General features: G+C 59.7%; 26 protein-coding genes. 22 read left to right on the forward strand and 4 right to left on the reverse strand.

Annotated elements, in window-relative coordinates; translation table 11 throughout:
• The first annotated feature begins 26 nt into the window (after positions 1-26).
• From ACH2ED_RS18360 to rplA, 5 genes are all read left to right on the forward strand, one after another.
• Positions 27-524 (forward strand): RNA polymerase sigma factor, encoded by a 498-nt coding sequence (locus ACH2ED_RS18360; protein WP_395094160.1) that lies wholly within the window; start codon positions 27-29, stop codon positions 522-524.
• 133 nt (positions 525-657) lie between these two features.
• Positions 658-903 (forward strand): preprotein translocase subunit SecE, encoded by a 246-nt coding sequence (gene secE / locus ACH2ED_RS18365; RefSeq protein ID WP_395094161.1) that lies wholly within the window; start codon positions 658-660, stop codon positions 901-903.
• Positions 904-945: 42 nt separating this feature from the next.
• Positions 946-1476, forward strand: coding sequence for a transcription termination/antitermination protein NusG (gene nusG, locus ACH2ED_RS18370; protein WP_309698048.1), 531 nt, complete (start codon positions 946-948; stop codon positions 1474-1476).
• A gap of 69 nt (positions 1477-1545) precedes the next feature.
• On the forward strand, positions 1546-1971 hold the full coding sequence (gene rplK / locus ACH2ED_RS18375) for a 50S ribosomal protein L11 (RefSeq protein ID WP_395094162.1): 426 nt from the start codon (positions 1546-1548) through the stop codon (positions 1969-1971).
• Positions 1972-1982: 11 nt separating this feature from the next.
• Positions 1983-2705 carry a 50S ribosomal protein L1 gene (gene rplA, locus ACH2ED_RS18380; protein WP_395094163.1) on the forward strand — a complete coding sequence of 241 codons (723 nt, stop codon included), beginning with the start codon at positions 1983-1985 and terminating at the stop codon, positions 2703-2705.
• 66 nt (positions 2706-2771) lie between these two features.
• On the opposite strand, the gene ACH2ED_RS18385 is transcribed toward rplA, so the two are convergent.
• Entirely contained in the window at positions 2772-3374 is a 603-nt protein-coding gene (locus ACH2ED_RS18385) for a hypothetical protein (RefSeq protein ID WP_395094164.1), read from the reverse strand.
• Positions 3375-3434: 60 nt separating this feature from the next.
• Positions 3435-4175, reverse strand: coding sequence for a hypothetical protein (locus ACH2ED_RS18390; RefSeq protein WP_395094165.1), 741 nt, complete (start codon positions 4173-4175; stop codon positions 3435-3437).
• A gap of 102 nt (positions 4176-4277) precedes the next feature.
• Here ACH2ED_RS18390 and def point away from each other — a divergent pair, with 102 nt between their 5' ends.
• From def to ACH2ED_RS18455, 13 genes are all read left to right on the forward strand, one after another.
• Complete coding sequence (gene def / locus ACH2ED_RS18395; protein ID WP_395094166.1) at positions 4278-4841, forward strand: peptide deformylase; 564 nt, start codon at positions 4278-4280, stop codon at positions 4839-4841.
• A gap of 27 nt (positions 4842-4868) precedes the next feature.
• Positions 4869-5822 (forward strand): methionyl-tRNA formyltransferase, encoded by a 954-nt coding sequence (gene fmt, locus ACH2ED_RS18400; protein WP_395094167.1) that lies wholly within the window; start codon positions 4869-4871, stop codon positions 5820-5822.
• A 91-nt stretch (positions 5823-5913) separates the two neighbouring features.
• Complete coding sequence (locus ACH2ED_RS18405; RefSeq protein WP_395094168.1) at positions 5914-6846, forward strand: hypothetical protein; 933 nt, start codon at positions 5914-5916, stop codon at positions 6844-6846.
• A gap of 7 nt (positions 6847-6853) precedes the next feature.
• Positions 6854-7777, forward strand: coding sequence for a decaprenyl-phosphate phosphoribosyltransferase (locus tag ACH2ED_RS18410; protein WP_395094169.1), 924 nt, complete (start codon positions 6854-6856; stop codon positions 7775-7777).
• A 28-nt stretch (positions 7778-7805) separates the two neighbouring features.
• Positions 7806-9326 (forward strand): carboxypeptidase M32, encoded by a 1521-nt coding sequence (locus tag ACH2ED_RS18415; RefSeq protein ID WP_395094170.1) that lies wholly within the window; start codon positions 7806-7808, stop codon positions 9324-9326.
• 23 nt (positions 9327-9349) lie between these two features.
• Complete coding sequence (locus ACH2ED_RS18420) at positions 9350-9901, forward strand: hypothetical protein (protein WP_395094171.1); 552 nt, start codon at positions 9350-9352, stop codon at positions 9899-9901.
• A gap of 39 nt (positions 9902-9940) precedes the next feature.
• Positions 9941-11362 carry a hypothetical protein gene (locus ACH2ED_RS18425; RefSeq protein WP_395094172.1) on the forward strand — a complete coding sequence of 474 codons (1422 nt, stop codon included), beginning with the start codon at positions 9941-9943 and terminating at the stop codon, positions 11360-11362.
• A gap of 15 nt (positions 11363-11377) precedes the next feature.
• Positions 11378-13450 (forward strand): ATP-binding protein, encoded by a 2073-nt coding sequence (locus ACH2ED_RS18430; protein WP_395094173.1) that lies wholly within the window; start codon positions 11378-11380, stop codon positions 13448-13450.
• Between the two features lie 161 nt (positions 13451-13611).
• Positions 13612-14340 carry a DUF4331 family protein gene (locus tag ACH2ED_RS18435; RefSeq protein WP_395094174.1) on the forward strand — a complete coding sequence of 243 codons (729 nt, stop codon included), beginning with the start codon at positions 13612-13614 and terminating at the stop codon, positions 14338-14340.
• 20 nt (positions 14341-14360) lie between these two features.
• Positions 14361-14930, forward strand: a complete 570-nt coding sequence (locus tag ACH2ED_RS18440) for a DUF4331 family protein (protein WP_395094175.1) — start codon at positions 14361-14363, stop codon at positions 14928-14930.
• Positions 14930-16063 (forward strand): tetratricopeptide repeat protein, encoded by a 1134-nt coding sequence (locus ACH2ED_RS18445; RefSeq protein ID WP_395094176.1) that lies wholly within the window; start codon positions 14930-14932, stop codon positions 16061-16063. Before ACH2ED_RS18440 ends, ACH2ED_RS18445 begins: the two co-directional genes overlap by 1 nt.
• Entirely contained in the window at positions 16060-16833 is a 774-nt protein-coding gene (locus ACH2ED_RS18450; RefSeq protein ID WP_395094177.1) for an H-X9-DG-CTERM domain-containing protein, read from the forward strand. Before ACH2ED_RS18445 ends, ACH2ED_RS18450 begins: the two co-directional genes overlap by 4 nt.
• Before the next feature lie 14 nt (positions 16834-16847).
• Positions 16848-17831, forward strand: a complete 984-nt coding sequence (locus ACH2ED_RS18455; protein ID WP_395094178.1) for a HupE/UreJ family protein — start codon at positions 16848-16850, stop codon at positions 17829-17831.
• Position 17832: 1 nt separating this feature from the next.
• On the opposite strand, the gene ACH2ED_RS18460 is transcribed toward ACH2ED_RS18455, so the two are convergent.
• Complete coding sequence (locus tag ACH2ED_RS18460; RefSeq protein WP_395094179.1) at positions 17833-19272, reverse strand: AAA family ATPase; 1440 nt, start codon at positions 19270-19272, stop codon at positions 17833-17835.
• A gap of 40 nt (positions 19273-19312) precedes the next feature.
• On the opposite strand from ACH2ED_RS18460, the gene ACH2ED_RS18465 reads away from it, so the two are divergent.
• The gene (locus ACH2ED_RS18465; protein ID WP_395094180.1) at positions 19313-21001 is read left to right on the forward strand and encodes a GAF domain-containing protein; all 1689 of its coding nucleotides are present in this window, start codon (positions 19313-19315) and stop codon (positions 20999-21001) included.
• 2 nt (positions 21002-21003) lie between these two features.
• Positions 21004-21447 (forward strand): response regulator, encoded by a 444-nt coding sequence (locus ACH2ED_RS18470; protein ID WP_395094181.1) that lies wholly within the window; start codon positions 21004-21006, stop codon positions 21445-21447.
• Between the two features lie 27 nt (positions 21448-21474).
• Here the strand turns inward: ACH2ED_RS18470 and ACH2ED_RS18475 are convergent, their stop codons facing one another.
• Positions 21475-21969 carry a hypothetical protein gene (locus ACH2ED_RS18475; RefSeq protein ID WP_395094182.1) on the reverse strand — a complete coding sequence of 165 codons (495 nt, stop codon included), beginning with the start codon at positions 21967-21969 and terminating at the stop codon, positions 21475-21477.
• Between the two features lie 72 nt (positions 21970-22041).
• On the opposite strand from ACH2ED_RS18475, the gene ACH2ED_RS18480 reads away from it, so the two are divergent.
• Both ACH2ED_RS18480 and ACH2ED_RS18485 read left to right on the forward strand, forming a co-directional pair.
• A complete protein-coding gene (locus ACH2ED_RS18480) occupies positions 22042-23331 on the forward strand; it encodes a potassium channel family protein (protein WP_395094183.1) in 1290 nt (429 codons plus the stop codon).
• A gap of 1 nt (position 23332) precedes the next feature.
• The gene (locus tag ACH2ED_RS18485) at positions 23333-24556 is read left to right on the forward strand and encodes a S41 family peptidase (RefSeq protein WP_395094184.1); all 1224 of its coding nucleotides are present in this window, start codon (positions 23333-23335) and stop codon (positions 24554-24556) included.
• Positions 24557-24721 lie beyond the last annotated feature (165 nt).

A 24721-nucleotide genomic window follows, 5' to 3' on the forward strand; every position in this document is an offset into this window, starting at 1 on the left:
TAGACAACTCCTATAATAGGAGCATCATGAGGACAGCGAGTTTTGAGAATGCGGTTCTGCCCCACCGCGAGAATTTGATGCGCTTTGCACTGCATCTCACCCACGATTCGGCGGATGCCCAGGATCTGGTGCAGGACACGCTCCTGCGGGCCTACACCCGCTTCTACCAGCTTCGGACCCAGGATGCGACGCTGGCGTGGCTGCGCTGCATCTTGCGAAGCATCTTCCTCCACAAAATCCAGCGCAAGCGCCGCGACCGTGAGGGCACCAGTGAGATCGCGGAGTGGGAGTCTACCCGTGAGTTTGTCGGGCCAGAGAAACGTGCCATTGACGGGGTCGAGGCGAGCGCCGTTCTTCAAGTGGTGCAGACCCTGCCTCCGGGCTACCGTGATGTCCTTCTGCTCACCATCGCCGAGCTGAGCTACAATGAGATCGTCGAGCGCACCGGCCTGCCCATGGCCACTGTCAAAGCCCGTATCCACCGTGCCCGCAAGATGGTTCAAAAGCAGCTCGTGCCAGCCTAAAGCCCTCCCTCCCCCGTGGGGAACTTTTAGGAGGCATTGACAGGTACTAAAAATCGTGATAATCTGCACAGATGCAGGGTGCCTTCAAGGTACCCTGCTTTTTGTTGCCCGAAGATTGAGTTAGGGAGAAACTATGGCAAGCACCACCGCACCGCAGCAACCGGCCCCAAAAAAGAAGCCTTCTCGGCAAGGATTTGAGGAGTATGTGAAGGGAGTTCGGCACGAGCTGAAATCACCTCAGACTCACTGGCCGACTCGCCCTGAGCTGATCAAGATGACACAGATTGTGTTGTTGCTCATCGGGGTAGTGGCTATTTACTGCGGGGGAATTGATTTTGCCCTGTCGCAGTTCGCCCAGCGACTTCTAAGCCGCAAGTAGGCAGTGTTTTTTCGTTAGGAAACGTTTTAAAAGGACAGCACGATGCAGCGACACTGGTACGCAATTCATACCTATTCAGGCCATGAGATGAAGGTCAAAGTGACCATCGAGAAGCGCGCGGAGACAATGGGGCTCCGGCAGAAGCTTTTCCGCATCCTCGTCCCCACGGATACCGAGACCCGAAACCGTGGCGGGAAGAAGACCGAGTACAAGCGTAAAGTCTTCCCGGGTTACGTTCTGATTGACATGATCCTCGATGACGACACCTGGTATCTGATCAAGAGCACCACGGGAGTCACGGGATTTGTTTCCTCGGGCAACAAGCCCGTTCCGCTTCAGGACAAAGAGGTGCGCGACATCCTCGATGCCCTTGATCCCAACAATGCGGCCTCGCGGCCCAAGAAGATCTGGGAGAAGAACCAGGTGATTCGGATCAACTCCGGACCCTTTGCGGACTTCACCGGCAAGATTGATGAGGTCAACGACCAAAAAGAGAAGGCCAAGGTCATGATCTCTTTGTTTGGTCGCGACACACCGGTCGAGCTGGACTTCAACCAGATCGAAAAGATTTAACGGGAAACTGTTAAAGTAGGAGGCGGGCCTCACTAAAAACCCCGCCGTTAATACTACGGAGAAAAGAAAATGGCAAAAAAAGTAGTGGGCGTCGTCAAGCTGGCGCTCAGTGCAGGAAAAGCAACTCCTGCGCCTCCCGTTGGTCCGGCCCTTGGTGGCTACGGTATCAACATGATGGAGTTCATCAAGGGTTACAACGCGAAGACCGCCGACATGGTGGGCTCGATTGTGCCTGTGGTCATCACGATCTACGATGACCGCTCCTTCGTCTACGAGACCAAGACCCCGCCCGCGTCCGACCTGCTCAAGAAAGCGGCGGGCATCCCGTCGGGTTCCGGCAATCCGAACACCGTCAAGGTGGGCTCCATCACCAAGGCGCAGTTGAAGGACATCGCGGAGAAAAAACTCCCCGACCTCAACACGAATGATGTGGATGCGGCGATGCGGATTATCGAAGGCACGGCACGCTCAATGGGCGTGACGATCGCGGACTAGGAGCAAGACCCATGCGAAAACAAGATCGAAAGCATATTATCTCCGCTCGCTTCAAGACCGAGGCGGCCAAGGTGGAGCGCACGACACAGTACGAGCCCCTCGCGGCTCTGGAGCTGGTGAAAGCAACCTCCTCGACCAAGTTCGATTCCACGGTTGATGTTGCCATCAACCTCGGGGTTGACCCTCGCCAAGGCGACCAGATGGTGCGTGGCACCACCGAGCTGCCCTACGGCACGGGTAAGAGCCAGAAAGTGGCTGTCTTTGCCAAGGGCGCTAATGCCGAGGCAGCAACAGCAGCAGGGGCCGATGAGGTCGGAGCTGAAGAGCTGATCGCCAAGATTCAGAACGGCTGGCGTGACTTCGACGTGCTCGTGGCCACTCCGGACATGATGCCCGCCGTCGGTAAGCTGGGCCGCCTGCTTGCGGCGCGTATGCCCAACCCCAAGTCCGGCACCGTCACCACGGATGTCGCTAAGGTCGTCAATGCGATCAAGAAAGCAACTCGTGTGGCCTACCGTGTTGATAAGGGTGGCATTGTCCATGCGCCTATCGGCAAGGCAAGCTTCCCCGTGGAGCACCTCCAGGAGAACATGAAAGTGTTGATCAGCACGCTGGTCAAGGCTAAGCCATCGAGCTCTAAGGGCCGCTACATCCAGAAGATCACCGTCTCTTCCTCAATGGGGCCGGGGATCAGCGTGGATGTCGCCACCGCACAGCGCACCGTTGACAAGTAGTCGTCAGCAAGCCTTAAAGCAAAAAAATCTCCCTGGGTGCGTCGCACCCGGGGAGATTTTTGTTTTCTACTGTAGACGAATCCCAAGAACGATCAGAAGCACCAGAAAGATCGTCAGCACTAGTGCGGCAACCGCTCCAATACTGGCTCCCACGCGTGTCTTGCCTCCTAGAACACAGCCATGAGCAACAATCAATGCGGGGATGGCAACCCACATGGCCCAGATAGCCCCCATCAGAATCGCCTCCTGCCAGGCTCCTCCATAGGTCGCGCTTACCAGGCAGAGAATCCCCACCAATGCCAGCGCCGTATTGCGTGTTTCAGGCATCGGCACCGCGCTCTCGGGATCGCTCTCGCGCAGGGTGGAGCAGCGCACCGGGAGCAGAAAGAGTCCTGCCCCTCCCAGAAAAAGACTGGCGAGAATAATGTAGGGACTGAAGACTAAGACACTGAATGCGACGCTCGCCGACACCAGCGCCGCCAGCAGCTCACAGAGGCGGGCTTTTGCCTGCCGCACGAGGCCACGCCCCAGCACGTACGCAGCTAGAATCGGCAGGAGATAGTCTCCCCAGTCAAAGCGTGCGTTTTCTCCCATCAATCGCCAGTGGATCAGCCAGACAACCAGCGCCATGGGCAACATCGCCCGGACAACAACCTCACCTCGGTACATTTCTTATCCTCCTGACCACAGGATAACGGGAAAGGGGGTCTGGTTGCAACAAATTCGAGGCTAGGCAGCGACGCGTAGGCCGCTAGCCTCGCTAGTCTCTTCCTCGTCAACCTCTTCTGCTTCTTCTGCTTCTTCTGTGGGCGCACTCGCCAGCGTCAGATTCGCAACCGGCGTGACTTCAGGAAGGGCAGCCGTTTCCTGCTCGAAGAAGCTCAGGACACTCTCCAGGCGTCCAGTCTCGGTATCACAGAGGGTTCGGACACGCTCTTGCTTACCCTTTGTCACTGTAATTTGATCTTCTTTTTCGGTGATCTGTCGCTGGAGTTCGGCGATCTGTGCCTGCGTCTCCACCACATAGTCATCTGTTTTCTGACCCTGTGCATCCGCGTACTTCTGGAGAGTCGAGCGCTTCTGATCGGCATCTCCAACAATACTTTGGCGGTTGGCCCCGATAGCGGTTCCCAGAGCTGTGAGGGTTACCTGAACGGTCTGACGTTTCATTTCCAGAGGCATGGCAGCGGGAAGCTGCTCCAACATGCTCAGGGTTTGCTCGGCGGTAAACGGAGTGTTTACGACACGAGCAAACTGATAGATCGCCGGAAAATCAAGGGTTCCGTCCGTAGAGAGTGTCGGAGGTCCGGTGGCCACAGATGCCTTGGGAAGCGCGGGGGCAGTGGGGTGCGGAACGGACGGAGCAACGACGGGAGGGATCGAGGCGACGGGGGAAGCTAGGCGGACGGGAGGAGCATCGGAGTCCTGGCCATCCTCTTTTTTGTCATTATTGCGCGAGAAGAACTGCATAATTTTATCCTTTGCTAGAAGCGTACAAAGTTATTATGGTCAGACCCTGCTAAAAGTACAGGGTTCGGCGCAAAATATTGTCGTGATAAAATAACCCCTGGTATGGCATCTGACAAGCTTCTTGATCTGGCGGAAAAGTACAAAGATATTCCCTTCAACGATAGCCGCGTCGTGAAGTATAAAGAGACCCACGGCTGGGAAGTGCTGCTCCAGACGGCGCAAGAGATTAAGTTCGTGGACGGTGCTATCCGGGCGCTGGTTGCGGAGATGGCTGATATCATGTACGCCGCACACGGGGTCGGGCTTGCCGCACCTCAGGTGGGGCGTAGCCTGCGGCTCCTGGTCTACGATGCGGGCGGTGGGCTTCAGGCACTGATCAATCCTCAAGTCTCCAAGGAAAAAGGTGAGCAGTACGAACCCGAAGAGGGCTGTCTGTCTATCCCGGGCTTGCGCGGTGTGGTCCGTCGCCCCAGTCAGATCTACGTGCACGCGCTCACGGCCAACGGCCATCCGGTGCGCTTTAAGGCACGGGATTTCGAGGCACGGATTATCTGTCACGAGGTGGATCACCTCAACGGTATCCTCTTCACCGAACGCGCCGATCCCAAGACCCTGCACATGCTCACTCCTGAGGAGCAGGCCGCCGAGCGTGAACCAACCCCCTAATCCCCGCCGAGCGGAGGAATTATTGAAATGATGCGCCTCGTTTTTTTTGGGACTTCCCCGTTCGCGGTACCCACGCTTCAGGCGCTCCATGCGAGCCACCATGAGGTGCTTGCGATTGTCACACAGCCGGACCGACCGGCAGGGCGTGGGATGCAGCTCGCGGCATCTCCCGTGAAAAAAGCGGCGCTGGCGCTGGGCTATACCACGATTCTCCAGCCAGAGAAAGTGCGCCGAAAGCCCTTCCCTGAAGAACTGAGCATGCTGGCTCCCGACGTGCTGGTGGTTGTTTCCTTCGGGCAGATTATCCCGCAAAGAGTGCTCGACGGCCCGCGATACGGTGGCATCAATGTCCATGCGTCGCTCCTGCCGCGCTGGCGTGGTGCGGCCCCGATCCACCGAGCGATCATGGCGGGCGACCTCGAAACCGGTGTTGCCACGATGCGGATGGAGGCAACTTTAGACACTGGCCCGGTCTTTCTGGAAGCACGTACTCCGATTACTCCCCGCGACACTACCCTCTCGCTAGAGCCACGTCTTGCAGCGGCAGGGGCGGCAATTCTGATTCAGACATTGGATCGCCTGGAGCAGGAGCCTAACTGGCAGCCGAATCCCCAGAGCGAGACGGGCATGACCTATGCCGCCTTGCTCAGCCGCGAAGACGGCTTCCTGGATCCAACAACGGAGAGTGCGCTTCAGCTTGCAAACCGTGTCCGGGCGCTCACTCCGCGCCCGGGTGGCGTGATTATGCTCGCGGGTAAAGAGGTGAAGGTGCTGGAGGCGACCTATGCCCTTGAGACGGGGCCGGGGCCTTACTCTCCTGGGGAGCTTATCGCTGTCAACAAAGACGGGATTGAGATCGCCACTCTTGCGGGCAGCCTGCGCCTGGTGACGGTTCAGCCCGCCGGGAAACCCGCGATGGCGGCGACGGCATACGCCAACGGGGCACGCCTTAAACCTGGCGATCTTGCAGCCCGTCCGTAACTATTTTCCTCCAAAGAAGGATTCGCCGTGCCGACGTTGTATAATAGGCTGGCATTGTTGTCCGTTGTGCCGAAAGGAATCGAGTTTGAAGATGCGTGTTCTTAGCCACCGTTTCATGCGCTTTACCGCCGCTGCCATCGTGGGTGGCTTGGCGCTTACTGCCGCTCTGGCCCAGGAAGGTGTCGCTACCGTGGCTTTCTCCCTCTTTAAGGGTGAGGAAAGTTCGGTAAGCCTAGGGAGCTGGGGTAGTGGCCGTGCGGAACAGAGCAAGGGGGATAATGGGAAAGTCCTGGTTGGAGATTACTCCATCAAGGTAACGACTCATGGCACCCACCAGGGCGGGAAGATTAGCTTCGCCAAGCCCGTGGATCTCAGCGCCGCACTCGCAAACCCACACTGCTACTTGCGGATGCGTACCAGCTTTAATACCACTCAGGAAGTGATTGACCTTTCCGGGTTTGGAGAAAAGAAAGCGGCGGCTGGCTTTGAGCGAATGCGCTTTGTGTTCGTCATGGCAGATGGCTCCCAGTACGAGCTCGTGCGTCCGCTAGATATTGCCCCCACAGAAGACCCTGATTCCTATGTCCCTGTTCACGTACCTCTCGCGGCACTGAAGAAGGCGGCAAAGAAACCCCTGAGCGGAAATGGAGCCAAGCTCGCCTCGCTGATAATCTGTGGAGACAAGTATGAGCAGTTCCATATCGGCGAGATAGATGTCCTGACCGACGAAACAGAGGTCAGCGCGGCGGATCTTGAGGATCAGATTGCCTTCTCCGACAACGAGATGATCTTTGTCGCCGATGCAGAGGGCGGTGCCAGCACCCTCAAGTTCTCCTGGGACTGGGATGCGAACGATGGTATTCAGGAAGACGATACAGGGCGCACCATTAAACATGTGTTCCCGGCTTCCCTCTTCCGTGGCAACGAGCAGCTTCATAAAGTGGTGGTCACCCTGACTGTCACCGATGTAGACGGACTGAAAAAGGCTGTCTCGAAAAAACTGACGATGGAAGTGAGCAAGTAAACCCACATTGAGCACATCGCCTCTGCCTGTGCCAAGCCGACTCCCGGCTTGGCTGGAGGCGATGCGCCCAAAGCAGTGGGCGAAGAATGCTCTGCTCTTTGCAGGCCTGCTCTTTACCCAGGATCAGTACCACACCCTAAACCACTGGGTTAAAACCCTCGCAGGGTTCCTCCTCTTTTGTCTTCTCTCAGGCCTGACCTACTACATCAATGATCTGTTGGACGTGTCAGCAGACCGTCAGCACCCCAAGAAACGCTTCCGCCCCATCCCCTCAGGCCGCCTCCCCGTAGGAGTGGCAAAACTCCTGGCGGGCCTGGGAATACCGGCGTTACTGGTCGCAGCGCGCCTTATTGAGTACGATCAGAGTGGCGTGGCAGCCTGGAAGTTCTTCGGGGCCGCAACACTCTATCTTGTCACTACCCTGCTCTATTCTTTTGTCCTCAAACACCATGTGATCGTGGATGTGCTGACCCTCGCATCGCTCTTTGTGATCCGAGCGGTGGCGGGAGCCTTTGTGATCAATGTCCCGCTCTCGGAGTGGCTCCTGCTCTGTACTCTGCTGCTGGCGCTCTTTCTGGGGCTCTCCAAACGCCGAGGGGAGCTGGTTGCTCTGGGCGAAGAAACACCGACCCGCGCAATCCTCAAAGAATACAGCCTCCCGATGCTAGAGCAGATGATCACCATTGTGGCCTCCGCCTGCGTGATGTCCTACACCCTCTATACGTTCTTCTCCAAGTCACAGACCGGGCAGAGCCGCCCGTACTTAATGGCGACCATTCCCTTTGTGCTCTATGGGCTCTTTCGCTATCTCTACCTCACCCACAAAAAAGGCATGGGGGAAGCCCCTGAGGCGGTTCTCGTGGAGGATAAGCCCCTGGTAATTAATGTTCTACTCTGGGCGCTGGTGGCCACGATTGTCTTGCGCGTCTAAGCCACATCTTCAGGTACAATGCCGCGATATGTCTGCTTACGAAAGTTTACTCGCCCGCCTCGCTGAGCTGGGCCACCTGGGTCAGGCGGCGGCCTTAATGGGCTGGGATCATCAGTGCCACATGCCCCCCGGTGGCGCACTAGCCCGTGCCAATGCCATGGGGGCGATGGGCAAGCTGCTCCACGAGCGTTTCACCGATAGCGAGACCGGGCGCTTGCTGGCGGCGGCGGAAGCCGAAGGCGCTGAGGAAGGCTCGGACAAAGCGCTCACCCTGCGCGTCGTCCGCCGCGACTTCGACCGCTCTGTCAAGCTCCCCACGGAGCTGGTGGCGACCCTGGCACGGGAGACAGCTCTGGGCCATGAGGTCTGGGTGAAGGCACGCAAGGACAATGACTTCGCCTACTTCACCCCCACTCTGGAGCGCCTGCTGGACCTCTCACGCCAGGTCGCGGATCATCTGGGGCACAATGGCTGCCGCTACGATGCCCTACTGGATCAGTACGAACCCGGCATGACGACGGAGCAAGTGGCGACGGTTTTTGCCGAAGTACGCGACGGCCTCCTGCCGCTGATGGAGATTATTCGCGAGGGCGAGCCCGTGGACGAATCCTGCCTGAGGCGTCACTTCGATGAGAAAACCCAGCTCCAGTTCACCGAGTATGTCGCCAAGAAGCTGGGCTTCGACTTCACCCAGGGACGGCAGGATCTGGCTGTCCATCCCTTCTGCCAGAGCATGCACCGCACCGATGTGCGGCTCACGACCCGCGTCGAGCCCAACTGGCTACCCTGTGCCCTCATGGGGACGATCCATGAGGCAGGCCATGGCATGTACGAGCAGGGCTTTAACCCCGACGACGACGACACGCCGCTCTCGGGGGCGACAAGCCTGGGTTTTCATGAGTCGCAGTCTCGGCTTTGGGAGAATATTATCGGGCGCTCCCGCACGTTCTGGACGGTTTTCTATCCTGGCCTCCAGCGCCATTTCCCCAGCGTGCTCGCCGATACCGATATGCACCAGTTCTACCGGGCAATCAACCGAGTCGAGCCGTCGCTGATCCGTGTGGAGGCTGACGAAGTGACCTATTGCCTTCATATTTTCCTCCGCTTTGAGCTGGAGCAGGAGCTGATCGCGGGCACACTCGCCGTTAAAGACCTTCCCGAAGCCTGGAACAGCAAGATGCAGAGCTACCTGGGAATCACACCGCCCACCGATTCCGTGGGCTGCCTTCAGGATGTCCACTGGTCTGGCGGAATGTTTGGCTACTTTCCCACCTACGCGCTAGGGACAATGCTCTCGGCGCAGCTCTACGAGAAAGCTCTGGCAAGTGAGCCGAGTATCGAGCCCGGGCTCATCCGGGGAGACTACACGCCGCTTCTGGCCTGGCTACGGGAGAATGTCCACCGTCCGGGGCGACGCTATCTCCCCAGCGAGCTGACGGAGCGTATCTGTGGCGAGCCTCTCTCCGCCAAACCTCTGCTGCGCTACCTGCACAGTAAGTACCGCGAGATCTACTTCGCGGAGCGCCGCCAGCGCAGGCGAATCCTGTAGAGTCCTGCGGGTACAATTCCAGCATGATTCCCCTTCTGTGGCAGGAGCTGAGCGTGAGCGCCGCCCCCGTGCCGCCAGAGACCGAAGCGCTTCTGGCGGCACTACGACGTATCTACACCAATGGCGGCGCGGAGCTGCGCCTCTTTGAGCTGAGCACCCACCCGCTCTGGCTGGCCCACGCCGCCTACGATGACCTGGATCGCCTGGGCTTCCCAGACTTATTTTTGCGGCAGCCTGCCGTGGACGCCGTGTTGCCTGCGCCGCAGCGCGTGGTTCCGCCCGGCACGGAGTCGGGATTTTCGCGCCTCGGGGAGCCGCTGGAAGACCACCTGACGCTCCGCCTGATCAGCGGCGGTGCCTATGTCGCCTGTGATCTAAGCGCCGAAGAGGCGGAAGACACCGTGATTGCCTTCTGCCACGCACTTTTCTCCGACTCCAGTGGCAATCTCACCACCTACCTCTCCGAGCAGGGCTGGCACGGCTGGCTCCACGATATCGCCTGGGACACCACCCTGGTCACCGTGGACCGCACGCAGGGCCGTGTCTGGGTCTTGATGCTCACCGACATGGACTGACCCCGTAACCACGGTGCGCCTCTTTGCGTTATTCTACACATGAACCGTCGCCATTTCTTCTGGACACTCGGTTTGGGAGCCGCCGCCCTTGCCGCCCGTGTCACACTTGCTCGTCGTCAGTCCGGCTCCCGCCCGCCGCGCGTTGTCACCACCAAGACCAACGCCTATCTCATCGGCAAGATCGAGCCCGTACTGACGGGAAAGATTCGTGAGGTCGCGCCCGCGCCCGGTGGCCGGTATGCGCTTATCACACAAGACCTTCGCCCCGAGCCTACAGACGACGTGAAAGAGCCGTTCGGAGAGGAAAAGCTCTGGCTCTACGACGCGCTTCGGCGCACTACCAAGCTTCTTCACCGGGTGCAAGATAACGCCACGACACAGACCCGGCACACCATCCGGGAGATCATGTGGTTTCCAGAAGCGAGAAAAGCTGTCTTTCAAGAGATGAGTGTCCGGATGCTACCCGAGGGAAAAATGGAATTGTCCCTGAATTTAGGGTTAGTGGATGTAGAGCGACCAACGGTGCGCTGGTTAGCGTCCCCCTTCAAACAGGCTAACTCTGTTTTTTTGACACAAGCTATTCCGGGCACCCCTCTTCTTATTTTTCATGAGCTAAGCGCGACTTATGAGCCAACACACCAGTTTTGCTTTCTCTCCCCCGAGGGCAATTTCAGCTCCGTGATTACGGTGGGAGAGAAAGGCTCCGTGGTTCCAACGGGACTCAGCGCCAATGGCAAAGACGTTGTGTTTTATGAGCTGATCCGCTCCCCCCGCGAAGGGGAAACGAAACTGCAACGGGAAGAGCGCTGGCACTCCGTGCGACTGCTCAGTACACAAGTGACCCCACTTAAGGAGAAGCCTGGCGACATGATTGCGTTCAACAAGCTGGCCCCCAAAGTGCTTCCTCTCACCCTACACAGAAGTGCCGCCAAGCTGACCAGTGATTCGGGACGCAACGCGAGCGCCAATCCTATCTGGCTGGAGGCAACCGAGCCGGGCCTGGAGAAGAAATTTGCACGGGCCCTTGTCACGGCAAACTCGGATGACAGTTTCTCACGACGCAGCCAGCTCTTACCCGATCTCTCGGCGGTGCTCTTCACCCACGACGATGCGCTCTACGCTGCCCCGATTGTGAGTTTAGATCGCTTGGCCTTTGAGAAAATGATGAAGGAGCTGGCGATGCGCAATAGCAAGAAAGTGGGGCTAGGGTTGATGATGTACGCGCAGGACTACGACGAGAACTTCCCGCACGATCCGGCAAGCGTGAAAGGCGCGATCTTCCCCTACATCCAAAACAACGACGTGCTCGCGGACTTTGTCTACACCTACAGCGGCTCAACAAATCTAAGTAAGATCGAAAAGCCGTCTGAAACCGCACTGGGCTACATTCCCAGCCCCGGAGGCCGCGCAGTGATCTTTGCCGATGGCCACGTAAAATGGGAACCAATGCCAGAAAATTGAGTACAATAGGGCTATATGCCAACACGGATCGCGGATCGGCTGGCGGCGGCGCGGCGGCGCGTGGTGGGGCGGGAGAGTGAGCGTGCACTGTTTCGTACCGCACTTCTTGCGCCCGAGTTGCCTTTTTGTGTTCTGAGTGTCTTTGGCCCCGGCGGCGTGGGAAAGACGACACTACTGCACGCCTACGCTACGATCTGCACAGAGCTGGGGGTAGCCTGCGCCGCACTCTCCGGGCTGGAGCTGGAACCAACCCCTGAGGGCTTTCGGGCCGCGCTCGTACTGGCGGGCTTTGATGCGGGCGCGACCGGGCGGCAGGTGATCTTGCTCGATAGCTACGAGACCATTCAGCCGCTGGAAGGCTGGCTCCGTGCGACTCTGATTCCCGAGCTTCCTGGCGAGACCCTCGTGGTGGTCGCGGGGCGCAAGCCCGTGGCATCGGGCTGGCGATCCGATCCCGACTGGCAAGGCTTGGTGCGCGTCTTGCCGCTACGTAACCTCAGCCCCGACGAGAGCCGGGAGTTTTTGGAGCGCAGCGGTATCCCTGAGGGTTTGCATGCGAGCCTGCTAGCCTCGACCCATGGCTACCCGCTGGCGCTCACGCTTTCTCGCGATATGTTTGAGCAGCAGGGTGCGGCAGCCTTTCAAGGTACGGAACCCTCGCCGGATCTGGTGCAGGGGTTGATTGAGCGCTTCCTTGATGACACCCCCACACCGCTACACCGAGCAGCACTGGAGGCCACGGCGCTGCTGCGGGTCACCACGGAGCCTGTTCTTGGGCGCTTGCTAGAGCTAGAAGACAGTGAAACCCGCCCACTCTTCGACTGGCTGAGCTCGCTCTCATTGATGGAGCCCGCACTGCCGGGAGTCGCGCCGCATCCGATTGCCCGTGATGCCCTGCTTGCCGATCTGCGCTGGCGCAACCCTGACCGCTGGACGCACTTGCACCGCCGCGCCCGGAGCTACTACGGCGAGCGCCTTGCCGAGGCCAGTGACCGAGAGCAACAGCGCCTGCTCTGGGACTATGTCTTTCTGCACCGCGACAACCCGGTGATTCAGTCCGCCTTCACCTGGCAAGATGCCGGAGCCTACGCAGACAGCGCCCGGCCCGACGACGGCGCACTTCTGGCAAGCTGGGTTGAGAAGCACGAAGGCACTCTCGCTGCCACGCGGTTTCGCCACTGGTGGGGCCACCCCGCACTGAGTACCGCCGTTTTTCGGGGGGGTGAGGGCAACGCGCCGCTGGGCTTTCTTTGCTGGCTGGAGCTGGATAAAGTGCTGCCTGTGGACCGCAAGCAAGATCCCGTGGTAGATCGTGCCCTCGCTTTTCTCGAAACCAGCGCCCCACTACGCCCCGGCGAGACGGCACTGTACTTTCGCTTCTGGATGGCCGGGGACACCTACCATGCTGTCTCGCCGATCCAGAGCCTGGTGATGGTCAATGCCGTGCGGCAGTATCTGATTACGCCGCGCCTAGCCTACAGCTTCTTCCCGATTCGTGACCCCGAGCGCTGGGAGCCTGTCTTTGCCTACGCCGAATCGCCACGCTGCCACGCCGCCGAATCCGATGCCGATGGGTTTACACAGGGGATCTTTGCACACGACTGGCGTGTGCAGCCCGTGGCGCAGTGGCTGCACGTGCTGGGCGAGAAAGAAGTGGCAGGAACAGCCGTCAAAACGCGACCTAAACCCTCCGAGACCTATCTTGTGCTCAGCAAACCCGAGTTTGAAGTGGCTCTGCGCAATGCTCTCAAGTTTCTGGACCGCCCTGAGGCACTAACAGACAGCCCCCTCCTGCGCTCTAGAATCGTCGTCGAGCGCGCACGGGGAGTCGAGGCACCGTCCCGCGAGCGCGCCTCCGTTCTCCAGAGCCTGATCCGTGAGACCACCACCGGCTTACAAGGCCACCCAAAACGTGCGCGAGGCTACTACGCGCTTCTTCACACCTACCTGCGCCCCGCCGCCACGCAGGAGAGAGCTGCCGAGCTTCTGGACCTTCCCTTCAGCACGTACCGCCGTCATCTCGCCGAGGGAATCGCGCTTCTGACCGAGACACTCTGGCTACAAGAAATCGGCGAGGCGCTGAAGTGAGCTTCTTCACAGGGCAGTGAGCAGAAAATGAGCAGTTTTCGGTCTGGGCATTGAGCAGTGCTATAGCCTAAACTTCAAGGAACCTAAGGAGCTAGCTTTTAATAAGGCTAGCACCAGGGCTTTCACTTAAGAGAGCCCGGAAATCAACCAGGAGTATGGTCATGAAATCAGTAACAAAGCGCTCATTTGCCCTCGTAGGCACTGCGCTCATTTTCACCGCAGGGTGGATCGGAATCCGTAATGCACGCGGTTCCGACCACGCGGATACACCGCAGATCGCGGCGTCCCCCGGCACCGACATCACCGATGTCTTTGTCTTTCCCAGTGCAACCAATAGCAACAATGTCGTGCTGGCGATGTGTGTCTCCCCGCTGATTCCCACGGGCGGCACCCGCGCTTTTGATCCGACGGTTCTCTACCAGTTCAAGATAGACAACACGGGCGACAAAGTAGAAGACCTAGTGATCCAGGCACGCTTCGTGGGCACTGGAACCGGCCAGAAAGTAATTATCGCCGGACCGAGCGCCCCTTCTCGCACGGGGACGATGAGTGATGCGCTGATTCCTTCAACCATCACAGGGACGTTTAATAGCGCCTTCTCGCCAAATAGCGGCATGCAGGTATTTGCGGGAGTGCGCGAGGATCCGTTCTTCTTTGATCTGGAGCAGTTTTTCACCATCCTGCCCGACCGCGCCACCCCGATCAGTGGCACTGCTGTGGCCCTTGCTGATGCCAACACTCCCAAAGCCGCAACTTGGCGTGCGGCGGGTGTAGCCAAGGATTTTCTGATTGGCTACAACCTCCTCGCCATTGTCGTCGAGCTTCCCAAGAGTGCACTCAAGGGCTCAGCCGACGGCAAAATCGGTGTCTGGTGCACCACGAGCAAATAACTTCGCGGAGAAAAAACAAAATGAAACAACTTATGCTACTTATTCCCATCGCCGCTCTTGTTCCGATCACCATGCTGGTGGGCTGCGGCGCTAACACGGTCTCCCGTAACCCAGAGAGCTTCCAGCAGGTGGACCGTCTGGCACGGCCCGTGGTCAACGAGGTCTTTGCTTCCGTGGCCGGAGACCGTCACAAGACCAACAACGAGATCTCGCCCAGTCAGGACTCCGCGCAGCTTGCCAATGACATCCAGAACTTCATGCGCAACACGGCGGGCCGCTCGCAGGCTACCACCGATGTGGTGAAGGCGGTTCTCGTACCCGATGTGCTCGTGGCGGATCTGAACCAGACCGACTCGGCAGCGTACCTAGGCTCCGAGACAGGCGGGGCGACCGGCGGCAAGTTCGGCGGGCGCAAGCTCACCGACGATGTGGTGGATATCTCCCTGGGGGTTGTCTTTGGTAAGACTGTCTCCGCGCTCGGACTCGCTCCTGCTGATGGCAAGGACATCCCAAGCCTCACCAGCGACAATGTGGGGTCGGGAGGCAAGCACTTCACCGCCACCTTCCCCTACCTAGGAGCACCACGGTAATGCGACGCGGGATCGCGCATGTGCTTGTCTTTGCCGTCGGCGGCTTCTTCTGGGCGGGAAAGCACTTCTCGCCCAGGCCCAGTCCGGCAAAGACAAGCACGCACGTGGCCTATGACCCAACCGAGATCGAGAAGAGTGTGCGGTTTTTAGAAGGCCGTGCTCTCTCCGATCCGCAGGGGGCCACGGGGCTGGCAATGCTGGCGAGTGCGTATCTGCGCCGCCAGAGCGAGCTGGGCGATCCCGACGATCTGCTCCGGGCCGAGGCGAGCGCACGCCGCTCGCTCTCGGTGCGGAGCCACAACAACCCCATCGGCCTCTGGGCGCTCACCAAAGCGCTCATGGGCCGCCATGCTTTTGTCGAGGCACATGCAGTGGCAACGAAGCTCGGCGATGGTGCACTGGAGGCCGAGTGCGATCTTGAGCTTGGCAACTACGACCGGGCACGCAAGCGCCTCACTGAGGCCGCCGCCCTGCGCCCAACCGATCCGATTATCCGGGTTCTTCAGGCACGTGTCTGGGAGCTTGTCGGAAAAGTGCAGCTTGCAGAAGATGCCTACAAGAGTGCCCTCGCCCTCACCGAAATCAACTTCGAGACATCCGCCCCGAGCCGCGCCTGGTTTCACGGTCGCCTCGCCGCCTTTTTGGCCTCGCAAGGACGCTTGGCAGACGCAAAACAAGAGTACGAAACGGCGCTGGACGCCTTCCCCGGTGACCGACGTGCGACACTCGGCCTAGCGCAGCTTGCCGCGGAGCAGGGCGACAAAACCGAGGCCCGTAGGCTCGCAGAAACCGTCGCGCTTCCTGAGGCCGCGATGCTGCTCTACACCCTCGGCGACCCGTCTCAGTGGGAACGGATCACATCGGAGGCCAGCGGACGCCATGTCCATGGCCGCGCTCTCGCCCTGTTCTACGCCGACACGGGCCGCAACACCGACGAGGCCGTACGGCTGATGCGATCGGACTGGAGCGTCCGCAAAGACATCCACACCGCCGATGCACTTGGCTGGGCACTCTACAAAGCAGGCGAGCAAGACGAGGCGAAGATTTACGCCAGACTCGCCCTAGCCACGGGAACCTGTGATCACTCTATTCTTGAGCACGCAAAACAAATTCTCTCAGAGACCAAACCATGAAACGCGCCTTTACACTCATTGAGCTTCTCGTTGTTATTGCGATCATTGCGATACTTGCCGCGATTCTCTTCCCTGTCTTTTTCCAGGCGCGTGCCAAAGCCCGCCAGATCTCCTGCCTCTCGAACCAGCGTCAGCTCGGTGTGGCAGCGCGAATGTACATGGCCGACTGGGACGGCGAGCTTTTCCATCACCATGAAGAGTGGGTGCTAGACGATGGCACGACTGTCACGCAGCTTCCCACCAACCTGGATGCTTGCTCAGGTGGTGGTTTTGGCAATAGCCATGCCGAGAAGCCCTGGCTGGTAGCTTTCCAGCCCTATCTCAAGAACCAAAACGTGGCACACTGCCCTGATTCACCCGCAGGACAGAGCTACTTACTGAACTCCATCTTCACCCATAAGTCCTGTCGCTATGCGCTGGAAGGCGTACTAGGGGATTTTGCCTCGGAGCCCATTGTCGCGGCGCTACCCAACCCTAACTTAATCCTCTTCTCGGAGCGCAACTCCGAGGCAATGAACGCGGAGGACAACGAGGCATACGGCAGTCCTGACCAAGACGACTACGATACCTGGGGCGGCGAGGCGGCACTGGTGCGCTGGGGTGAGGGCAAGTACGGCGACCAAGGCTGGTTGCGCTACAACCGACACACGGGCGGTGCGAACTACACCTACGCCGATGGTCATGTCCGCTGGCTGCCCTGGAGCCGTGCCCGCCTTGATCAGTTCCCCGATCATATTGTCCGCAATCCCCTTGAGGAACCCGTCCGATGAGAGAAGCCCGTCCGATGAAGCACCTTCTTTATTGCCTCCTGCTACTGCTCAGCGTAGCAATCTCCGCGCGAGCCCACGACCCGCGCTACAGCAGTGTGATCTTGCGCCTTGAGGCCACAACGCTACGCATCAGCTTAGTCGCTCGGGTGGGCAAAGATGTCGGGCTACGCCAGCGGCTCGCGCTGGAGGCTGAGGGCAAGCCCGTAGCAACCGAGGGTGAGAGCCGGATTCAAGATGCCAGCAACCGCACGGTGCTGCTCGACACCCACGCCGCCGTGCTCGCTCCCAAGCAGCTCACCCTCACGCAGCGCCTCTTTCCGGAAGACCCACAGAGCCGCACGATTGTCTTGCTGTACTCCGGCGATAGGCTGGTGCAGGAGAGCGTTCTCGATGCCAGCCATCCGCGCTTTGTCTGGTCGGCTCAACAAGCACCTGAGCCGTCGCTCTCGGTGGTGCGGCGCTTTGTCCAAGAGGGCGTTGCACATATCTTCGCCGGACAAGACCATATTCTCTTCGTCATCGCACTGCTCTTGCTGGGAGGAAGCCTGCGTCAGCTTGCCAAGATTATCACGGCTTTTACCCTCGCTCACACGGTCACGCTCTGCCTGGCGGCGACGAAAACCCTAACACTCTCGCCCGCAATTGTGGAGCCGCTGATCGCGCTCTCTATTGTGGCGGTGGGAGTTGACAACTTGCTTGCCAAGCCCGGGGAGCGCGACTTTCGTGCCCTGATGGCGCTAGGCTTCGGGCTGATCCACGGCTTCGGGTTCGCCGGAGCACTCACGGAGATTGGGCTGCCCAAAGAGGCGTTAGGCCTCTCGCTGGGAGCGTTCAATATCGGCGTGGAGCTAGGACAACTGACCATTGTGTTGATGGTCGCACCGGCACTGGCACTCCTGACAAAACGAGCGCCCCGGGCCGGGCGACGGGCGCTGCTCGCGGGCACAGTTACCGTCATATTATTGGGAGCACTCTGGTTCTTCCAGCGGATCAGCTAGACTATTTGCCGGGCAGGCCAAGCTTGACACGGGCGGCGAGGATGCCCCCCTCGCGAATCGCGGAGGCATCCGTGCTCAGTGCTGTCAGGAGCGAGCCGCCGCCCCGATCCGTGAAGAACGACTGCACCTCCGTGAATAAGCGCTCTAGCGACGGGAAAGATTGAAGCTGCTGGGCTTCGTAGAGTGCGCCTAGGGCGGCCTCTGGCTCGGAGATATTGCCCAGTGCGGCTCCTTGCAAGCGGCGGGCCTCAGCCTGGCCCGCTGCATCGCCCAGGTTGGAAAAGTGCCCCGCCGACTCTTCCAGTAAGAGAACCGCACGGGCAGGCTCCTCCGTGAGTGTGATACGCCCCAGAACCAGCAGGGCACGGGCAAAGCCTTCCCGACTCTGGTCACCCCGCGCGACCGTGAGTGCGCGCTCCGCCAGATCAAAGGCGGCATTTACCTCGCCGCTACGCAAGTGCCCCAGCGCCAGGGCGAGCAACACTCCTGTGGGTCCGAGAAGCGCCTGGGGCGGCGACTCGGGAAGCGCGACTGCGAGCTGGTAGCGGCCCTCGTCCTCAGTGGCGAGTCCGGAGCGCAGGAGAACCTCCATGGCGCGCTGCCAGCCCTTGCCCCAGCTTGCCTCCAGATCCTCAGCTACTGCCCCCGTGGCAAAGAGCGAGAGTACCCCCAGCAGGCGACGGACTCCCTCAGGGAGGCGCTCCAGGAGGAGGTCACGGGCAATCGTGAGCGGGGTGGTTGTCCCTCCGTGCAGCGTGAGTGCCGTGAGCTGCGTCTCCATTCGTACACGAAGCGCCGTGAGGGGCTCGGTCTCCAGGAGTGCCGCCGTGAGCCGCGCCGCCTGCGGGTTGCCATCGAGCAAGCGCGCCAGCGAAGCAGTCTCCTCAGAGTCGAAATCTCGCCGCGCCCAGCCCACTAAAAGCCGTCGGGTATCACTGACAGAGAGAGGGGGTAGCTCCAGTGCCTGCTCCCCTGTGATATTCAGAGGCCGATGTGCCGCAATCAGCAAGTGAAGCTCAGGGAACTGGGTCAGTAGTGCAGGAACCACCGGCGCTTCCAGCCCATCCAGGATAAATAGTGCGGCACCACTGTCTGAAGGCACCCGCTGGGCCACCGCTTCCCGAATTGCGTCGGTGTGTCGAACCCCCTTCAGGCTGGCCCAGAAGACCCCCGCCGGGAAAGCCCCCGCCTCCGTGAGGCGCTGGGCAACGGCACGTACCAGAGTACTCTTACCCACTCCTGCCGGGCCATGGAGGGTGACAATCCGCGAGGAGCAGGCCGTTCGCACCAGTGCCCCCAACGCTTCATCCCTGCCTACCAGCTTGTCCGCAAACGCCCGCAGTCGGGCGAACGCCGCCTCTCTTGCTGAACCTTCCAAATCGTTAAACCGTCCGCTCCGCGCTCCAAGGCACTGCCCGGGCGCAAGAACACATTGTAGCATGAGAGAGTTTAGTTTGCAGGGTATACTGACACGTTAATCTATGGGTATCCAAGGCTCCCCCTCACTACAGCAACTAACACTGCTCTCCCATGCGGCTGTCGCAAACTGGTCCGCACAGGAGCTACTAGAGCACTACGTTCTGGAAGCCACGCAGGCAACCGGTGCGACACGCGGCTTTGTTGCGCTTGCCGAGGCTGAGGTTGGGGGACTGGTTCTGCTGGCCACAGCGGGAGATGGCTGGACGGATGAAGCGCGGCAGAACCGCCTCTCCGAGCGCGACCGCACAAACACGATCACCTCGCTGGTGGCCCGCACCGGCGCACCCGTGCGGGTGGCTAATGCCCCTGTGGATGTGCCCGGCTACGCCCCCTTCTTCCCCGGGATTTGCTCGGTACTGGCGGTCCCCCTTGCCCTGGAGCGCGATGAGCGAGTCCGAGGCGTGCTCAACCTGGAGTCGGATCGCCTGGACGCCTTCACGGGGGAGCACGAGGCCTTCGCTCAGACCGTGGCGGATCTAGCGGCGCTACGGCTCTCCATGGACGATCTCCGGGAGCGGGAGACGGCGCTGGTACAGATCGGTAAGGAGCTCTCGGGTTCGCCGGATCTGGATGCCATGCTGGATCGGGTGGTGGAGATTACCAGCCAGGTACTGCGTGCCGAGGAGTGCTCGCTCTATTTTCTGGATCAAGCCAGCCAGCAGCTCACTCTGGCAGCCACCCGGGGCAAAGGCGTGCGCCCCGCCCGCAAAGCCTATGTACGCGGTGAAGGCCAGACAGGAACGGTTGCGACTACCGGTGCTGTGGTGCGCGATCTCGATGACATGCGAGCGTTTCTGGGAGCCCCGATTCCATCGGTGGCGGGCGTGGTCGGGGTGCTACGGGTGATCCGCAAGGAGTCCAGCTCCCCCTGGTTTCCCAATGACTTTACGGATGCGGAAGAGGAGGCACTACTCACCATCGCCGCGCAAGTGGGGGCGGCAATGGACAACGCGCGGCTCTTTGCACGGCTGATGCAGTCGGAGCGCATGGCCACTTGGGGTGAGATGAGCGCGATGTCCAGCCACATGATCGGCAATCGGGTCTTTGCCATTAAAGGCGAGCTCAATGAGCTGGAGTATGTCCTCCGAACGGGAGGCGAGGTGCGCCCGCTTGTCGAGGGCATGAAGCGAGGCATCTTCCGGCTGGAGGAGCTGCTGGCAGAATTTCGAGACTTTGTGCGGGCGGGCAACCTGGCTCCTACACCCGGGGATCTCAACGAGCTGACGCAAGCCGCGCTGGGAGAGACTTTCCCAAAGCGGAGCACAGTGGTTCTGGAGGCCAGCTACACCGCCAAGACTCTTCCCGTGGTCGCGGATGGAGCGAAGCTGAAGCGGGCGTTCTCGGAGCTGATTGAAAACGCGGTAACTTTCATGGAAGCAATGGGGGGAGGGACTCTAAAAGTGACGACACGCATCGTCTCGCGCCGGGAGCCCCTGCCCACCCGGCTGTCACTGCCTCGAAGCGACTACGCACTCCTAAGCTTCGAGGACACCGGCCCCGGCATACCAGAGTCGGAAAAAGAGCGGATATTCCGCCCGTTTGTAACCTCGCGGGCACGTGGGATGGGCCTGGGGCTAGCGATTGTAAAGGGTATCATCGAGGCGCACCACGGCGGCATCGTCGAGACAGGCGCAGAGGGAGAGGGGGCGCGCTTTGAGATCGCGCTGCCGCTCAAAAAGGGAGGAAAATGAGGATGATTCGAGTTCTGGTTGTAGACGATGAAGACGAGGTAAGGGCGGCACTGGCACGACGGTTGGAGCGTGATGGCTATGCCGTAGCAACAGCGGGGTCCGAGCGAGAAGGGCTGAGTGCACTCAAGAGTGTTGAGCACCCCTATGATGTCGTTATCACTGACATGAACATGGGCGACCCCAACTCGGGGATGCATATACTGGAAGGGGCGGTCGCACGCGATGTCTTCACCGAGGTGATCGTGCTCACAGCCTATGGAAATGTCGCTAATGCCGTGGAGTGCATGCGGCGCGGGGCCTACGACTACATCGAGAAGAACATGCCCGGCGTGGATGTCTTCGAGCTGCTGGTGATGAAGCTGGAGCAAGCCTGTCAGCGCCGCCGCCAGTCCGTGCAGACCGTGCGGCGGCTAGAGGAGTTCCACAAGCGCCACGGTGATTCGTGACAATGAGTGTTAGTAATTAATGACTAGTTAGGCGGCTACGGCCAAGGAGTCTTTGCTCTGAGGAGTCGCAAGGCAGCGCTCGCGGATAAGTGCTGTCCAGTCTTTGTGGCAGGTCGTGATCATTAGTGTCTCAAAGCCATAGCGCCTCCCCGCCTGCGCCGTGGCCTCTTTGTCATCGGCAATCAGAGTGAGACCAAACGCAGGAGCATGTTTAAGAGTTGCCACCGGAGCGCGGCCCGCCCGGACGGCGCTCCGGTGCTCCTGCCCCGTAATAATTCCCCCCAGCCGAACCCCATTGAGTGCGAAGAAAAGACGCACACGGCGTGTGGGCATCTCTGCCAGCGTGTAGATCCAAATCTCCCAGCCATCGCGCTGGAGGGAGCGCATCAGCCCGAGCGCTCCACAGCGCAAGCCGTGGCTCAGCAGTAGTGCCTGCACGCCCTGTGGATGATCACAGCGAAACTCGGCGACCTCAGGGAGAAGTGTGCCATTCCAGCCAAAAGCAATTCGTTTTGTCATCATAGTCGTATGGAAATTGCTTATGCATTTTCCATACCAAATTTCCTATGCACGCCAGAATTGTTATAATAGGCTGTGCCGACCCCTTTTCGACCTGATTTTCTATCTGATGCGCTAAGCGATCATGTCGTGGTCTGTGGCCTGGGACGCTTTGGGCTACGCATTGTGGAGCTGCTGCGCGAGCAGGGAGTCTCTGTGGTTGCCATTACCAGCCCAGAGACACGGGAGGATCGGCGGGTGGCAGCGCTTGACCGTGGGGCCGATCTGATCACAGGTGATTTCCGTTTCCCCGATACGCGTGAGGCCGCCCGTCTGGACCAGGCACGAGCGCTGATCTTGGCAACCTCCGACGACTTGGTAAACTTAGAGACCGCTCTGGATGTGCGAGGGCAGCACCCCAAGCTGTGTATCGTCATGCGCCACTCTGAGGAGCGCCTTGCCTCCCGGCTAGAGCAAGACTTTGATCTCACCCATGTCCTAGTTCCGTCATTGCTCGCCGCGCCGCACTTCGCCGAGGCGGCTCTCGCCCCTCCCCCAGAGCCAAGCACGACACGCCACCGAGTGCGGAGACAGCGGCTCCGGCGTGCCAAGCAACCGGATTTAAGTCTTTTATTTTTGTTGCTCTGCCTGCTTTTTCTAGGGGGAGTGCTGATCTTCCATCAGAATATCGGTCTGAGCTACATGGACGCGGCCTACTTCACCGTGACTATTTTGACCACCGTGGGCTTTGGGGATTTCAACCTACAGAGCGAGTCCGCGGCGGTAAAGTTATTTGGGATGGTGCTGATGTTCGGTGGCGTTTTACTTCTTGCCACGCTCTCGTCGCTCCTGACCAACTATATTCTCTCCGGGGCAGCGCAACAGGCGCGGGCGGAGCGGACAATCCGGCGCTACCGGGGGCATATTATTCTTTGTGGCCTGGGAAGTGTGGGATTTGCGATTGCGGAACGCCTCCGGGCACGGAATGTGCGAGTGGTCGTGATAGACATGACTTTGGAGGATGCTCTCTTCCGCGATCTGGCGACGCGTGTTCCGATTTTGCTAGGGGATGCGACCCGACCCGAGACACTACTGAGAGCGGGCTTTCGACGGGCAAGCGCGGTGGTAGCCGCGACGTCCAGCGATGCCTTGAACCTGGAGATCGGACTCATGGCACAGACTCTAGTAGAGGACTACCGCCCGGAGAACCCGGTTCGCCTAGTGCTACGCTGCTTCGATCCCCATCTGGCACGGCGCATCCATCGTGTCTCGCAGAACTACACGCTGCTGTCCTCAGCGGAGATCGCGGCTCCCCTCTTTGTAGAAGCCGCATTGCACCCTAAAAAGGGTGCTGCTTCAGAAGCTATTCTGGAAGGAAGTACTTAAGATGCGGGTTCGTAGCCTACTGACAATCGGTGTGCTCCTCGGGGCGCTCTCCAGTGCCTTTGGCCAGTCTGTTTCCTCGGAGACTAAAGATAAAGTGCTCCTGAGTATGCAAAACACGATCCAGCGGCAGGCATTTGTCCCAGGCATAGACTTCACGCAGTGGCCCGCCTTCCTAGCAAAGCGCCAGACCGAGATAGAGCATGCCGGAGATATCCCAACCTTTGTCAATACCATCAATGGAGCGCTCCGCGACTTTGGCATCAGCCACATTCGGCTCCTCTCGCCTCAGAATGTCAAGACCCGTGTGAGCGGAGTGACTCAGGGTTTCGGCATGGCGACCCAAAAGAGCGAGAGTGGCCTGCTCATCACCACGATTGCCCCCAAGAGTCCGGCGGCGCAGCTTGGTCTGGAGCAGGGCGATGAGATTATCCAGGTAGAGGGCATCGAAAAACCCGTCTCCTACCCCATCCCCCCCGACAACGACACCACCGCTCTCACTATCAAGCGCAAGAGCACGGGGGCGATCAAGCACTACATGCTCGCCAAGAAAGCCTACTCCACCGACCAGCCCAATACGCTCACCTGGATCAACAAAGACACTGCGGTTCTGCGCATCCCCTCTTTCTCACGCACGTACAGTGAGAAGCAGATCGAGGGCTTTGTCGCGGAGGTTAGCCAGAGAAGAGCCAAGGCACTTATTTTGGATCTGCGCAGCAACGGCGGCGGCCTCGTTCGTAACTGCCAGCACCTACTCTCGCTGCTCAGTCAGCCGGGAACTCCCATCGGCACCAGCGTGGACCGTCGCATCTCGGAGCGCTATGTCCAGACCACCGGCGGCGATAGTAAGGACATGGTGGCGATCGCCAAGTGGTGTGGACCCACCAGTAAGACCGTCAAGCTGGCGCAGCAACCCTTTATGGGCAAGCTTGCCATTCTTTTGGACTCCCGCTCCGCCAGCGCTTCGGAGATTACCAGCGCGGTGCTTAAAGAGCAGCGCGGCGCGGTGCTCATCGGACGGCAGTCGGCGGGTGCCGTGCTTGTTTCCCTGTTTCTCCCGCTGGCAAACACCGAGGGCTTCGAGGTGCAGGTGCCTCTGTCGGACTATGTCTCGCCGGGGGGAATGCGCCTGGAGAAGAACCCCCTCAAGCCCGATGTTGCCGTCGAAGGCATCATCACTGAGTCCGGCGACCCTGTTCTAGAGAGTGCCCTCAAGGCAATTAAGTAGCCCTATGGCCTTGACACCAAGGACAAATATAGATATACTTCTGGCCTAAGCGATGCAAAAATCTCAAACAAACCGTCGCCGCGTCCGTCGTCCCTCAGAGGTCACGGGCTAGGCGCATCAAAAACGCGAACCGTGACCGGAAGGGGGTTGACCTTTCTGGAAAGC

Source organism: Armatimonas sp., assembly GCF_043757465.1.
Classification (GTDB): domain Bacteria; phylum Armatimonadota; class Armatimonadia; order Armatimonadales; family Armatimonadaceae; genus Armatimonas.